General features: G+C 61.9%; 11 protein-coding genes and 1 pseudogene. 9 read left to right on the top strand and 3 right to left on the bottom strand.

Features of this window, described 5'->3' with window-relative positions:
• Positions 1–729: 729 nt before the first annotated feature.
• From OE647_RS19555 to OE647_RS19525, 7 genes are all read left to right on the top strand, one after another.
• Positions 730–1,476, top strand: a complete 747-nt coding sequence (locus tag OE647_RS19555) for a hypothetical protein (RefSeq protein ID WP_263723459.1) — start codon at positions 730–732, stop codon at positions 1,474–1,476.
• On the top strand, positions 1,476–3,389 hold the full coding sequence (locus tag OE647_RS19550; RefSeq protein ID WP_263723458.1) for an MFS transporter: 1,914 nt from the start codon (positions 1,476–1,478) through the stop codon (positions 3,387–3,389). Before OE647_RS19555 ends, OE647_RS19550 begins: the two co-directional genes overlap by 1 nt.
• Before the next feature lie 2 nt (positions 3,390–3,391).
• Entirely contained in the window at positions 3,392–4,396 is a 1,005-nt protein-coding gene (locus OE647_RS19545) for an ABC transporter substrate-binding protein (protein ID WP_263723457.1), read from the top strand.
• Between the two features lie 743 nt (positions 4,397–5,139).
• Positions 5,140–6,093: a glycine betaine ABC transporter substrate-binding protein gene (locus OE647_RS19540; protein WP_263723456.1), complete on the top strand. Its 954-nt coding sequence runs from the start codon at positions 5,140–5,142 to the stop codon at positions 6,091–6,093.
• 128 nt (positions 6,094–6,221) lie between these two features.
• Positions 6,222–7,250: a quaternary amine ABC transporter ATP-binding protein gene (locus OE647_RS19535; RefSeq protein ID WP_263723455.1), complete on the top strand. Its 1,029-nt coding sequence runs from the start codon at positions 6,222–6,224 to the stop codon at positions 7,248–7,250.
• Positions 7,250–9,259, top strand: coding sequence for an ABC transporter permease (locus OE647_RS19530; RefSeq protein ID WP_263723454.1), 2,010 nt, complete (start codon positions 7,250–7,252; stop codon positions 9,257–9,259). The genes OE647_RS19535 and OE647_RS19530 overlap by 1 nt, the downstream gene beginning before the upstream one ends.
• Before the next feature lie 21 nt (positions 9,260–9,280).
• Positions 9,281–10,702 carry an amidase gene (locus OE647_RS19525; RefSeq protein WP_263723453.1) on the top strand — a complete coding sequence of 474 codons (1,422 nt, stop codon included), beginning with the start codon at positions 9,281–9,283 and terminating at the stop codon, positions 10,700–10,702.
• Here OE647_RS19525 and OE647_RS19520 read toward each other — a convergent pair.
• From OE647_RS19520 to OE647_RS19510, 3 genes are all read right to left on the bottom strand, one after another.
• Positions 10,686–11,519, bottom strand: a complete 834-nt coding sequence (locus tag OE647_RS19520) for a helix-turn-helix domain-containing protein (RefSeq protein ID WP_263723452.1) — start codon at positions 11,517–11,519, stop codon at positions 10,686–10,688. The two genes, OE647_RS19525 and OE647_RS19520, sit on opposite strands and share 17 nt — an antisense overlap.
• 647 nt (positions 11,520–12,166) lie before the next feature.
• On the bottom strand, positions 12,167–12,655 hold the full coding sequence (locus OE647_RS19515) for a hypothetical protein (RefSeq protein ID WP_263723451.1): 489 nt from the start codon (positions 12,653–12,655) through the stop codon (positions 12,167–12,169).
• A gap of 720 nt (positions 12,656–13,375) precedes the next feature.
• Complete coding sequence (locus OE647_RS19510; RefSeq protein WP_263723450.1) at positions 13,376–13,645, bottom strand: helix-turn-helix domain-containing protein; 270 nt, start codon at positions 13,643–13,645, stop codon at positions 13,376–13,378.
• A 160-nt stretch (positions 13,646–13,805) separates the two neighbouring features.
• Between OE647_RS19510 and OE647_RS19505 the strand changes: the two genes are divergently transcribed.
• Together OE647_RS19505 and OE647_RS19500 are read left to right on the top strand one after the other, a co-directional pair.
• Positions 13,806–14,072: a hypothetical protein gene (locus tag OE647_RS19505; RefSeq protein ID WP_263723449.1), complete on the top strand. Its 267-nt coding sequence runs from the start codon at positions 13,806–13,808 to the stop codon at positions 14,070–14,072.
• Positions 14,073–14,107: 35 nt separating this feature from the next.
• Positions 14,108–14,527 (top strand): annotated as a pseudogene (locus OE647_RS19500) (DUF262 domain-containing protein); the annotation flags it as partial.
• Between the last annotated feature and the right edge of the window lie 213 nt (positions 14,528–14,740).

Here is a 14,740-nt window from a genome sequence, read left to right as displayed (position 1 = left end):
GCAATCGCCCGTCCCGCTGCGCGAGATGAAAGCTCCGCGCGACGGGCGATTGCTCAACCCGCGCCAATAGGCGTAAATAACCACCGGGCTCCGGTCGTGGCTGGATGAAAGACCAGTGGCAGGTCATTTCTTCTCAGCTCGGTCGATTGGCTGCCTCGCTTGGTCCAATCAACATCAGCACTCTAAATTCCGATGCGCGCAGTTCGTAGCCTTCGTGCGGGATCGATGGTCGGCCCCCGATGCCCCAAGATCAAGTGGATGACGCTCGAAAAAGCAAGAAGCGCCATCGCTGAACTTGGTGCCGAAAGAAAGGTGGATCAGCGATAGGTCGAGGACATCCACGCGTTAATCGACGAGCGCGCAAGTTGGGTGGCTTGATCACAACTGAATTCGAACTAGGAACGGCGGTAGATGCCCCAGTGACTCGAATTGTGATCGTAGAGCGAGCAGACATCCTTGGAGACCGGGCAAGGAACACCTCCCGCTAGCCGTCCTTCTGCTTCTTTCCTACAGTGGTCTAGGCGGGGACTACTGTTGTAGGTGTCTATGTCGAGGGACTCGCCCCGGACCCAGCTAGCGCCCCCAAGCGATGACTACTACAGACAAGCGCACTCCTCAGGTGACCAGCAACTGCTCGCCGGTCTCTTAGCGATCTTCAGCGGCTAGCAACTTCAATTGCCATGAGCGATAGTCGCTGCGAGACCTTACGAGATGGCTGGGAGAAGCTTGATGGCGATGTTCTGGCGACTTTGGTGGGCCGCATCGGCGACGCTCGCGTTCGCCATGCTGATCTTCGTGGGGCTCACCCTTCTTCAGTTCCAGAACATCCAGCGGACGCTTCTTGCGGAGCGGGTGGCGGTGCTGGCCGTGAACACAGCCGAACCGTTCAATGCAGCCGCTGGCATCGGCATTCCCCTGTTGTCGGTCCGCAACGCAGGGGCGCTCCTCGAACGCGCCAGGCAGACGGACGACGCGATCACCTCGATCCATATTCTCGATCCCCAGGGCCGTATGCTGCACCAGGTCGGGAACGAAGAAGCGGGTGCGGACCTGCCGGCGTTGCCAGCGGGCTGGCAGACCGGGCCGGTGAATCTGTTCGGCGGGAACCGCTTCATTTCCTTCAACCCGATCGCCTTTTCGGATGGCAAAGCGCAGGCGGCGATGGTCATATCCCTTGACGCGAGCCCAAGCGTAAACCGGACTTGGGCCATGGGGGCCGAACTTGCGACGGCCGCTGCGGCCTTCCTGGGCGTCGGCGCGACGCTCATCGGTATTGCCTTGCGCCGGGCCTTCGCACGCGAGATCGCCGATTTTGAAGGCATAGAACGCGATGTCGAGCTTTTCGAGCGCGACACCTGGCGAGGTGTGGTGATGGAACCGGGGGAAGGCGGCGAGCTTCGCCGCGCCCTCAACAACGCCTATGCGAGCTACCGTGTGGCCTCTAAGAACGCTTCGACCATGGGTCATCGCTTCTGATGGCGAGCAGGGTCGACAATCTGGACATGCTCCGCGTCCGCGCAAGGATGACGGCGATACTCACGTCGGTCGTCGTCCTTTGGGTGTTCCTGTTCAGTTTCGTAACGCTCGTCTTCCTGGACCGTGCCATCGCTCCGGAACTCCAGCAGCGCACCCGCCTGATCGGCAATGTCGTGCGCGACAACCTGCAGCAAACCCTGTCGACCGGGATACCGATCCAAATGGTCGGGGGGGTGGACACCTATCTCGGCGAGATAATTGATGAGTTCGCCGAGATTAGGCGGATCACCGTGGAGACCAGCAAGGGCGAGGTCGTGGCGGACCTTACCCGCGACGAACCTCCCGCCCTGCTCGATCGCCTTGAGATCGGCAGGCGGCTCGGGATCACAGGTTCGGAACAGCGCATGCCTGTCCTCGTGGGGAACGAGGTGGTGGGCCAGATCCATCTTGTCAGCAGCGCTCTGTTTGTCGAAACGCGGCTGCGTTCGGTGCTGCTCGACGCGGCGGTGCTGGCGCTGGCGGTGATTCTGATCGGAGTTGAGGTGACGCTCGTGGTCGGATCAAACATGATCTTGTTGCCCTTGCGCTCAATCATTGCGCTTGCCCGTGAACAAGCGCAGGGCAGGTTCGTGCACACGATCGCGCCAGGCGGCCTGCCGACGCTCCGTCTCGTGGCACGGCGGCTGAACGGCCACGCACGCGACCTTGCTGGCACCAGGACGCAGCCGGTGCGGATGGTCGTGCCGGTTCTCACCGACATGCGCCTTGCCCTGTTCACCTTCGTTACCGCGACCGAGGTCACGGCATCCTTTCTGCCGATCTATGCACGCGACGCTACGCGGCCGGACTGGCTTGAGCCCGGCCTTGCTGCCGCTGCGCCTTCGGCGCTTTACCTTGCAGCCCTGGCGGTTCTGTCACCCTTCGCGAGCCGGCTTGTGCGGCGGTTCGGAGCAGGACAGGTGTTCGCGGCCGCCTCGATGCCAGCGGCGCTCGCACTTGCGGGGATGGCCGTGACGGACAGCATCGCGGGGGTCGTTCTAGGTCGCGGCGCGATCGCGATCTGCTATGCATTCGCCACCATCGCCTGTCAGGACTTCGCACTTGCGTTGCGCGGCGGCAGCGAGGGCACCCGGGTCTCAGCAGTGATCATGGCCATGATCTTCGGTGGCACCTTTTGTGGTGCGGCCATCGGTGGCATCCTTTCCGACCGCTACGGCTATGGGGCCGCAATGCTTCTGGGGGCGGGGCTGTCGATCGTGGCGGGGATACTGGGTTACCGGGGGCTGGGCGCGACAAGCGATGCCCCGGTCCGAGAGTCGGCGAGCGCCATCTCCACGGGGACAACTCTCCATGTCACATTCTACGCGTTCCTTTTCGGTATCGTCGTGCCGCTGAACCTGGTCACGGCAGTCTGCATCTGGTATCTGGCTCCGCTCCGGCTCGCCGAGCTTGGTGCCTCTCCGGCCGAGACTGCTCGCGTCATTATGTTGTTTTACCTTTTCCAGCTGGTCTTGGGTCCGGTCGCAGCCAAACTGGCGGTGTCATGGCTGGGGCCCGTATCAACCATGGCCGTCGGCGCCGTCATCGCAGCTTCCGCGCTCGTGGCATTCGGTTTGGGGACATTCTGGCTGACGATGGCGATGGTTGCCGGGGTCGGCGCGGGTTTTGCGCTGCTTCGGGGGCCAGCGCTCGAATTCGCCGCGGAGTGCGCCCATGGCAGTCCGCATCGGCTCACTATCTATCGCGTTGTCGAACGGTCCGTCACCTTGGTCGGCCTGCTCGCGGCGGCTTCCATCAACGGAAACGGCGACCGCGATAGCCTTCTCAACGGACTCTGCGCGCTTGTCATCGGAGGCCTGCTCATCTTCATTGCATCCGTAGCGATTGAAAGCAGATCAGAGGAGAGACCGTAGCCATGAAGTCACGGAAGCTTGGTGCGGCGGCTGCCGTCCTTTGGCTTGGCGCCCTAACGTGCGCCTTCGCCGAGGAGGGCGCAGCAAAGGTGGCCATCGTAACATGGCGCGGCTGCGAGGAGGCCTGCCAGGGATTTCAGGACTATCTGAACGAAAGCGGGCACCAGATAGAGTTCACAATCCTCGACGCGGCTCAGGACAAGGCCAAGGTTCCCGGGATCCTCGACGCTGCGAGAGCCGCGGGAAGCGACCTGATCCTGACCTGGGGAACGACCGTGAGCATCGGCATCGGAGGCACGCTCGAGGACCAGGGCACTGCTGGGCTGAACGTCGACATTCCACAGGTCTTCACGATCGTGGCAGACCCGGTAGGCTCGGGCATCGTTCGATCATTAGAGCAAACCGGACGGCCGAACATCACCGGAACATACAACCGGATGCCGGAGACGGTCACTCTTCAGACGATGCGCAGCTTCCTGCCGTCCGTCCGTCACTTGGGGCTGCTATTCAACACTGACGAGCAGAACTCGGTCATTAAACGCGATGAGGTAGCCACGCTGGCGATGGCGCAAGGGTTGGAATTCACCGCGCTCGAAATCGCGCTCGATGAGGATGGCAAACCCTCGCCCGCCGACATCCGGCCGAAGATGGCGGCACTGAAGGATGCCGGTGTAGAGTTCGTCTATGTCGGCAGTTCCTCGTTTCTGCAGGCGAACGCGGTTGCACTCGGTGAAGCTGCGGTGGCCGAGGCTCTGCCGGTCCTTAGTCCCTACGAGGACATGGTGCGTGACGGCGCAGCCCTGATCTCGGTCGCCGCTCGCTACTACGACGTCGGACGGCTTGCCGGGGAACAGGCGGCGAAGATCCTGTTCGATCACGCTTCCCCAGGTGAACTGCCGGTCCTGCGCATGACTGACTTCGCCGTGACGATCAACATGTCGGTTGCAGGATCAATCGGGATCTACCCGCCCATGGGCCTGCTGCAGATTGCCGAGATCGTCGAGTAGTTAGCTCTAGAATCGCTACCTGAACCTTCAGCGTGCTGAGCCGCTCTCGCCTGTCGTGTGTGTCCGGTTCGCCGCTTTCATGCGGGATCGATGGTCGGTCTGCGATGTTTCGGAGATCGAGTGGATGAAACTCGAGAGAGCAAGCAGCGCAATCGCTGAACTGTATGCTGATCCAGAAGCGGGTCAGCACCACGTCGATGTCATCGCCGCCGTCATCGTCGAACGCGAATGTTGGGTGGAATGACTGACATCAGGACCAGTTGGTCATACCCGTAGGCGTGTTATTGGTGCTTGTGGCGATAGCCTAGCTGAGCGCGCAACGTCCTTGGCGCAGGAGCCGGGACAGCGCCCTGCTCGCCGCTGGTAGACCTTATGGTAATTTCCATGAGGAATGGCTCGACGTCCGCATACAGACCGGCGGAGCGTCCCATGGTCGAGGAGCCGGACTTAAGATGCTCAGTAGTCCGAGACGGACAGTTCCCGCTTGAAGTCGAAGTCCTAGATGATCCGAACATCCATGATGGGGATGCGCTCTGGCGCCACCGACATCCTGGCGTTCTGGCTTCCCACCCGACGTCGACGACGGAGCTGTCGAGAGTAGGTAGTCTGTATATTAATGTCGCTTTTTGAGCGACATATAGCTACTTCAGACCCTCTCCCTTATTGTGGGGATTGCCGTATCCTTCCGATGACAACGACCAGCACCGAGGGTGCGCAAACCGGGAAAACAGCGGGGAGAGAAAATGCAGACGCTGCACCATAGAAAGAACGTCAAGATATTCCTGGCTGCCGCTATGGCGGTTGCGCCTAGCCTTGGCTTTGCGGCCGGAACGGAAGCGACGATCAAGCTGACGGTTATCAACTCCTCGGAAACCGACGTTCCGACCTACATTCTGGGCCATGTCCTGCGCCAGGCCGGCTTCGAGGTGGAGTTCGTGGCGGCGGACTACACGGCTGGTCTGACGGGGCTGCAGCAGGGAGATCTGCACACCTTCCTGTGCTGGGACACGACCTGGGACGCGTGCCAGGAAGCGGTGGCCACAGGCGACGTCATCAACGTCGGATCGTCAGGGATCGTTGTGCGCGAAGGCTGGTGGTATCCAAAGTCGCTGGAGGCGAGTTGCCCGGGCTTGCCGAACTACAAGGCGCTGCTGGAGGAGGCCTGTATCAAGGCTCTCGCCACGGCCGAGACCGAGCCCAAGGCGCAGTTCGTCGCCGCCCCGGCGGACTGGATCACCTATGCCGACGAGACGATCGACGCGTTCGGGTTCCAGATCGAGCCGCTTACCTCGGGCAGTTCCGGTGCGTTGATCGCGACACTCAAGGGCGCATACGACCGCAATCAACCCATCATGGGATGGGGCTACAGCCCACACTGGTTCTTCGACAAGGCCGACGGAGATTACGTTGCCTTCCCCGCTTATGAACCCGCCTGTTTCACCGATCCCGCCTGGGGGCCGGTCGCCGACAAGACGCACGACTGCGCAACGCCATCGGGCTTCCTCTGGAAACTCATGAATCGCGACATCTCGATCGAAGCTCCTGCGGCCGCGCGGATTTTCTATCTCTTCACGCTCGACGCCAAGACGGTCGCCGAGGGGATGGAGCGGATCGACGTCGAGGGCGTATCCTACGACCAGATGGCCGACGACTGGGTCGACGCGAATGAAGCTGTCTGGCGGGGCTGGCTTAAGTAACCGCCACTTGGAAGGGATCGTATCCGAGCGCTTGACCTTCGTCGTTTGGCGCTCGGATCGTCATCTAGACGCTCGGCCGCGCGAAGAGTGTGGGGCCGGCAATCAGGCAAGAGGACTTCGCCGCCGCCATGTTCGATAATTCCAGCATCATCCGCTGCCGCAAAATCTGGAAGCTCTATGGTCCGGGTGCGGAAGCGGCGGCCGGGCTGCGGGCGGACGCTCTCGATGATGACTACCTCGGTGGTCACGGGCTGGTGCCGGCGGTGCGCGACGCCACGCTGGACATCCGCAAGGGCGAAATCTTCGTAATCATGGGGTTGTCGGGTTCGGGCAAGTCAACGCTGGTCCGGTGCATGACCGGGTTGATCGAGGCAACACGGGGCGATCTTTTCTTTGGCGAGGACAACCTCCGGGGCATTGATCCCAAGCGGCTCATTGAGATCCGGCGGCACAAGATCAGCATGGTCTTCCAGGACTTTGCGCTTCTGCCGCACCTTACGGTGCTCGACAATATCGCCTTTCCGTTGCGCGTGCAGGGGATAGGTCGTGAAGAACGATTGGCGAGAGCACGCGAATTGACGGATCTCGTCGCGCTCAAGGGGCGCGAAGACCGGTTTCCGCACGAACTTTCGGGCGGGCAACAGCAGCGGGTTGGCATCGCGCGAAGCCTGACCACTGATCCGGAGGTCTGGTTCCTGGATGAGCCCTTCTCGGCGCTCGATCCCCTGATCCGACACGAGATGCAGGACGAATTCCTTCGGCTACAGGCGACGCTTCACAAGACAATCGTCTTCATCACCCACGATTTCGAGGAGGCGATCCGCATCGCCGACCGCATTGCAATCATGCAGGATGGCCGCATCGTTCAGGTCGACACGCCCGAGCAGTTGATCCTGAAACCCGCGGATGAATATGTCGCCGAATTCACCCGCAAGATCCCGCGCCATCGGGTCATGCGGACAGGATCGTTGGCCGGGCCTGCCACCGAACTGGCAAGCGGCTCTCCAGTCCTCGCGTCGGCGTTGATCGCCGACGTTGCATCGCGGGTGCTCACCTCCGACCGGCCTGTGCCCGTCGTAGATGCAAAGGGCGCGATCATCGGCGCGATCGACCGGGAACGCGTGATCAACACGATTTTCGCTCATGGTGCCAGGTAATGGTCGCAGCAGTGTTCTGGAAATCACCACAGCGTGCTGTCCTGATGATCCGGCCGCGCCTGATCATGCTTTTGGGGCTTGGACTGATCGCGGTCACGAGCATCGTTCCAGCCCTGCGCGAAGCGTTGCCCGATTGGGTGGTTCGGCTTCCCTCGGAATGGCTGCTTGAGCCGGCCGAACCGATCAACCGCTTTCTTGCCTGGCTGTCGCGGCGGGCCGAAATCGGACCCTTCGAAGTGAAGGAGATCACCCGCGGGCTGGCCGCTATCATCGAGGTGCCGCTGTCTGTGCTGCAAGGCGTCTTGGTAAAGGGGGTGGAGGTTCCCGTTCCCGGCGGAGAAGTGCGTCTGGCGGCGCTGCCCTGGTGGGCGTTGACGGCGGCGCTGGCACTCTTTGGTCAATGGGCAGCAGGACGCCGGGCGGCCGGTATGGTCGTGTTGGTCTGTTTCTACTTCCTTGTGCTTGATCTGTGGGATGAGGCGATGCTCACCCTGGCCTCGGTCGCTATCGCTGTGATGGTGGGCGCGATTGTGGGCGTCGTTCTGGGTGCCGCCGCCCATCGCTGGCCGCGCCTCGACAGTTTTCTGAACCCCGTCTACGACGTCATGCAGACGCTGCCGGTCTTTTCTTACCTCGTGCCGATCCTGCTGTTTTTTGGCTTCGGCCCGGTGGCAGCCCTGATCGCGACAGTGATCTACGCCATGCCGCCCATGGCCCGCAACACCACGCTGGCTCTTCGGCGATTGCCGCCCTCCATCAGCGAATTGGCCAGCATGGCGGGCTGTTCGCCGCGCCAGCGGCTCTTGCTGGTGTTGCTGCCAGCGGCACGCCAGGGGCTGCTGACGGGCTTTAACCAATTGGTGATGCTGTCACTTTCGGCCGTGATCATCGCATCGGTGATCGGCGCGGGTGGGCTGGGCAACGTGGTGCTCCAAGGATTGAAGTCCATGCAGCTTGGTCGCGCGCTTGAAGCGGGGCTCGGGATCACGTTGATGGCGATCCTCCTTGACCGCCTTTCGCGCGCCGTCGCGTCACGCAGACCCTCGCACGGAAGGGCAACGACGGGGTGGAAAGGGCATCCGGTCCTTCTTGGCTCGGTCGCCCTGATGCTCTGGGGATGGCTCATGGTGCAGGCCGCCCCAGCTTCGGGTGCGTTTCCAGAGGCGCTGACCTGGAACAGCGGCCGGCTTCTGGACGGTTTCTTCGGGTGGGTAAACGTGACCTTCGCAGATTCGATCGGGGCGATCAGCGATGGCTTCGTGCGCCACCTGTTCCGGCCGCTCAAAGCGGCGCTTGTCGCGCTTCCCTGGCTGGGAGTCGTCCTTTTCGTCGCGCTGTTGTCCTGCCTTATTCGAGGCGTCGGGCTGGCGCTGGGCTTGACTGCGATCCTGACCTTCATCGCGATCACCGGATACTGGGACATGGCGATGACCTCGCTCTATCTCGTGACGATCTCGGTGCTCATAGCGACTCTGATCGGGTTTCCAATTGGCGTCGTCGCAGCCCAGAACGCACGGCTGGGGGGGCTCACGGCGCTTGTCATCGACACTTTGCAGACGCTGCCGACCTTCGTCTATCTGATCCCAGTCGTCATGCTGTTCGGTCTTGGCGACTTCCCTGCAATGGTGGCGATCGTCGCCTTCGCGTTGCCGCCTGCAATTCGTTATCCGATGGATGGTATCGCCCGGGTGCCTGGATCACTTATCGAGGCAGCCGACATGGCGGGCTGCACCCGGCTCCAGAGGCTGCTGCATGTGCAAATACCCTACGCGCTGCCGGAGATCATGCTCGGCCTCTCCCAGACGGTCCTGATGGCGTTCGGAATGCTGGTGATTACGGCGCTGGTCGGAACCCGCGGCCTGGAGCAGGAGACGCTGGTTGCAGTAAGCAAAGCTAAGGTTGGCGAGGGGCTGATTGCCGGCCTGGGCATTTCGTTCCTTTCGATCACCGCCGACCGCCTGATCACCCACGGTGCCGCGCGACTGCGTAGGCGACTGGGGCAGGTCTAAGCTGGCGGGCAGGTGGGACCGATGAACCCCGACAAGATCATGCCCAACGCATCCCGGCTGGCCGCGCTACCCGCGCACCGGCTGCGAGAGATGATCGCAAAGCGCGAGATTTCCATCCCCGAACTTGTCCGCGACAGCCTTGGCGCGATTGAACAGGATGACGACGCGATGAATGCCTTCGCCTCGATCTGCCCGGAACGGGCGCTCGTCGAGGCCGAGGCGGCGCAGGCGCGTCTTGCGTCGGGTGAGGCGCTGCCGCCGCTATTCGGCCTGCCGCTGGCGGTAAAGGACGCAGAGCCGGTTGCCGGTCTGCCGTTTGTCTGTGGCTCCAGGGTCTTTGCGGACCGCGTCGCCGAAAAGGACTCTGTCCACGTTTCGCGGCTGCGTTCGGCTGGCGCGATCGTGGTCGGCAAAAGCAACACACCAGAGTTCACCCTGCTGGGTGAGACCCGCAACGGGCTCGGCCCCGATACGCTGAACCCTTGGGATCCTGGTCGCACGCCGGGCGGCTCGTCGGGCGGTTCCGCCGCGGCCTTGGCGGCGGGTATGGTGCCAATTGCCACTGGCAGCGACACAGCGGGGTCAATCACGGTTCCCGCGGCATTCTGCGGGGTTGTCGGAATCAAACCGAGCCATCGCCGCATACCGCTCTGGCCTGGGCCAGAGGACTGGCGACCGTTCTCCGATGTCGGCCCGATGGCAAGAAATGCTCGTGACCTGGCGCTCATGTTCGCTGTTGCTGCTGGTGTTGATCCGCGCGACCCCGATGCACGGAGCTTTTCGAAGATCGATCCGATCCGTCGCCCTCTGCGTATCGCCTGGAGCCCCACGATTGCTGATTTGCCCGTCGATCCGGTCTTGTCCACGGCGGCGGAAACGCTGGCGCGCCTGTTTGCCGATGGGGGACACGTGGTGCGCCGCGCCGCGCCGGATCTGTGTGATCCTGGCCCACTGCTGGATCTCCTGGGCGCGGTCGAGGAATACCGCGCACGCGGCCATTTGATGGACGAGGCCGCCCATCTGCTGATGCCCGAAACGCGTGCGATAATCGAACAGGGGCGCGACGCAGATCCAAGTTCGGTCGAGACAGCAAAGTTCGCCTGGCGCCGGCTCTCTCAAGTCTTCACCGAATTCATGGCGGATTACGATCTTTTGATCGTGCCTGCGACCAGTTGCCCCGCCTACCCGCTGCGGACCCCTCCTTCGTGTATTGACGGGCGGGATGTCACGGCGGATTGGCCCAGCTACGCCCCGTTCAATATGTTGGGAAATCTGACTGGCTGCCCTGTGGCGACACTGCCCATCTCGTTGACCAAGGAACGCTTGCCGGTCGGCGCACTGATCTTTTCCAGGTTCGGTGAAGACGAACTGCTGCTGTCGGCCCTTGCGGAAGCCGAAGCCCTGCGCGGACCGTTCCCGCTGCCGTTCACGCCGTCTCGTTGATCCAGTCGCGCGCCACGAAGGCTCCCTCGGTGGGGGTGATGTCATTGTTGATCGCCGCGCGAATATCGCGCGGGATCACGGGGCTGTTCAAGTCATAAAGCCCCGCGCCTGCCAGCGCAGCCCGGATATCTACTGAATCGCCCAGTGCTTCCCAGATGACCCGGTAACAGGCCACGTCACGCTTTGTGCCAGAGCTGACACCAAGCGTCAGGCCCGGCATGACCGAGACCTGGTCAGGGCGGGACGGGAGCAGAATAGTTGTCCACATCATCTGCCCGACGATCGCTTCACGTTCATGGACGATGAGACGTTCGCCCGTGTGATACATGACGCCAGTATGTTTCAGGATCCGGCGCGACCGTCGCTTGACCGCGGAGTAGTTCTCGACCGTTTTGACATAGACGAAGCCAGCCCGCGTGAAGACGCTGACCAGCGAACGGAGCACCATGTCGGGAAATTCGACCGGTCGGAAGTAGCTGTAATAGAAGCCCAGATAGCTTTCCAGTTGCCGGGTGGAGCGCGGATTGACCTTGCTCAGGCCCACGATGAACTCGCCCAGCGGGTCGAGCGCGGCGCCGCTGTGGCGCCGGATCGCGATGATCTCGCGAAACTGGGCGTGGTCCATCAGGAGCTCGGATTCCTCGACGCCGAAATGATCGCAGATCTTCAGCATCTTTCGAGGGGAAGGGCGAGCGCTGCCACTCAGGTAGCGGTGAAACTGCTGACGGTTGATCTGCAGCCGGCGGCAGACTTCCGCGATCGAGATCGAATAGTTGGTTAGAAGCCTGAGATTTCGCTGGAAGTTGGTCTCGCTCATTTCGGTTCCTTACAACGCCACCCGGGAGCGATTGAAGGGCTGCTTGTCCACGATAGAAACATAGTTGACTTAGCGTTATCCATAATGGGCAGCACCTCTGCATGCGGCGCACCAACTCTAAATGTCCGACTTCAGGGTGCGTTCGATGGACCGAAGGAGGACCCCAGCGCTCGCCCCGAGAGTGAACAAGACAGGGTTCGCGTGCTGTCGGGACATCTTGCCTCCTTGGGTATCGTCTGCTCAGCAGTGCCGGAGATGGGAAGGGCGATCAAGAGCTTGCGTGGATGGGCGTGCGCCGACGGTGTTCGCGCGCACCCGGATGAAAACTAGAGCCGGAGTGCCAGATCCAGCACCGAAAATCGGCGCAGAGAGGAATGGCTCGACGTCCGCAGACAGACCGGCGGGGCGTCCCATGGTCGAGAAGCAGAATGGATCGATATCACGCGATAGGAGGCAAGAGAACTCTCACCAGAAGCTGAAGTCCTAGAAGAATGCAGAGTCTGTCATGGGGATGCCTTCTGGCGCCACCGACATCCTGGCGTTCTGGCTTCCTCTCCAGGCGGCAAGGAGAAAGGGCCTGGACGAGAGAATGAGGGAGAATGCCCGTTTGCCGGTCAGCACCTTGCCGATGGAGCACAGGGACTGGACTACTCTTCGGCGATCTCGCTGGCGCCGAGATCCAAGTCAGCCAGCAGTCCTTCGACGATCGCTTCAAGCTCCTGCTTCTCGTCCTCGAGTGCCCTTCGTGAGGTCCTGGACTTGCGCTGGCGCTCCTTGGCGTTCTCCCGTGCCAGCTGGAGTTCCTCGTCGGTGGCCTGAGCCTTAATCTTCGCCCTTCTCTTTGCCTCGGCCTCGGCCCTCTTGCGCTTCCTCTCTTCGTCGCTGGAACTCTTGGTGTAGGGGCGGACTTGGCGGCCTTGGGCTTCTACCTCGGTTCGATATTCTTCTCTGCGTGCGGCGTTATACGCCTTCCGTCCGGTGCCCTTCCTGTAATCGTCGACCGCGTCGAAGGCCTGTGCCGTGAACCCCTGACGCTGGTTCTCGAGCTTCTTTTTCTTCATCCACTCTTTTGCGCGATCGAGCCGCCGAGCGAGCAGGTTCTTATCTGCGTTCTGATCGGCTTCCGGTTCGTCCATAGGTTGATGCTCCTGCTAGCCGCGCGGAGTGCCTGCGTCGCGCGTCGAGGGCCTGCGCTACCATAGTGCGCGACGTCGGTGAAGGGCTTGAACGAGCAGTAGAAAGCGGCCGGACGTTGTTGTCGCGCCATGTCGAACAGCCTGTTTTCTGTTAGCGGACGGCTCCAGGAGACCCGGATGGAGAAGGACCCGTCGGCTGAAGGTGTGCAAATACGGCCACCGGGAAATGCCACGTGACGAAGAATGGGGTGTCACGTGGCATTGTCTCACGTATGGTAATTGTTAGATGTATGAAATAACAAACAAAAGTAATTCTAATATTAGTCGTGAAAAAGCCACGTGACACGACGGGGAACTACCTCGGCCCCTGCGGGGCCTCGCCTGCGCGGCCCTTCGGGCCTTGCCCCGCTCGCTTCGCTCGCGGGACCGGCTTTTTTGGATTGGCCGGAGAAGCTTACATTCTCCGGCACCTGTGGGTGCCCGGTGTCCACAAAGGTTCCAAGTGGGCCACGGCTTCAAACTCGTTCCGGTTCTGTGTGGGTTTAGACGGCAACCACCTGCCGGCCCTGGCGGGACGCTGGAGCACAATGGGTCCTGGACTCCCCAGGAGAGCCTAGGAGTCGCATGTCACGGCTGTCGGCTAGGGTGGGTGCGGCCAGGAGGCGAGGGCGCTCAGCGACTCTCTCCGGCGCCCTGGTGAGACGTCCATCACAGGGGGATCTATTGCGACCCCGTGTGCTCCGGCCGGTCGCTCACGAGGCGCTCTTCGAGGTCCGCCACGATCGTTGTCATGCTGACGCCGAGACCGCTGCTGATCGCCGACAGCGCGCTGAGGGACGGCTGCCGCCTGCCGGTCTCCAGGAAGGAGATGAAGCGGGCCGAGACATCCGCGCGCTCGGCAAGATCCTCCTGGGTCATCCCCGCCGCCTCGCGCCGTTCGCGCAGCACGGCTGCGAAGGCCGCCACCAGTCTGTCGTTGCTCCGGTCCATGCGGATAGCCATCCCGCAGGGATTGACACGGCTCCACGAACAGTTGTTCTAGTTGCGCGCGGCTGCGCGAATTTTGAAGAATCCACAACAAGATAGGTTGAGCGTGGGCACTCTCGGAAAACTCCCCCATGCAGCTGTGAACCCTCGGACCGACGAAGGGATGCCAAAGCCCGGTGACGCAGTCGTCGTTTGCCGTGCCGATGGCAGCTCGAGCTTCTACCTGCTTGATGTCGATCACGAGGATCTGTTTGGACGCCTCGCGGCAGGGGAAGACCTGACGGAGACAGAGGCAGGGCAGTTGATCGCGGCACAGAAGGCGATGCTGCTCTATCTCGCGAGCCTGAACGAGAAGGTGATGGAGACCCTGGAGGCCATGGCGAATGCGCCCGGCTCTTACGGTGACGCCGCTACTGGCGCCTTGAATTAACCCTTCGTTAACACATTTCTCGATATCCGGTCCCCATGTCCTACGCCTCCGCCACGATCGGCTCCGTCATCGACGACGTCAACCGCACCCACTTCCTGCCGGCCATCCAGCGTCCCTATGTCTGGACCGCGCACCAGGTCATCACGCTCTTCGACTCGCTGATGAAGGGCTATCCGATCTCGAGCTTCATGTTCTGGGCCGTGAACCAGGACACCAAGCGCGAGCTTCGGATCTACCGCTTTCTCGAGGACTACCGTCCCGGCCGGCAGAACGATGCAGTCTCGCCCGACGGGCGGAATGTGGTCCTGGTGCTGGATGGCCAGCAGCGGCTGACCTCGTTGATGATCGGCCTGCGGGGCACCTTCGCCGAGAAGGCGAAGCACGCCCGGGTTAACAACCCGGATGCCTGGACCGAGAAGACGCTCTACATTGATCTCTTCAAGGATCCTGAAGGCGAGTTCGGCGAGGACGAAGCCGAGTTCGGTGTCACCTACGGCTTCCACTTCCTTGGCACGCCTCCGAGGAACGATCATAGGCAGCATGGACTTGCCCGACTTTTATGGAGAGCGTTTAGCTCACTTCCCGGGCTTTTCGCTCGAAGGCGATGGGGCTCTGGAAGCCGAGCGATGAATGCCGCCTGACGGGATTGTAGAACCCGTCGATGTATC

Origin of the sequence: Albidovulum sediminicola (assembly GCF_025751575.1) — a bacterium.
Taxonomy (GTDB): domain Bacteria; phylum Pseudomonadota; class Alphaproteobacteria; order Rhodobacterales; family Rhodobacteraceae; genus Albidovulum; species Albidovulum sediminicola.
The sequence above is the reverse complement of the archived record's forward strand: the minus strand, read 5'-3'. Positions and strand labels throughout refer to the sequence as shown.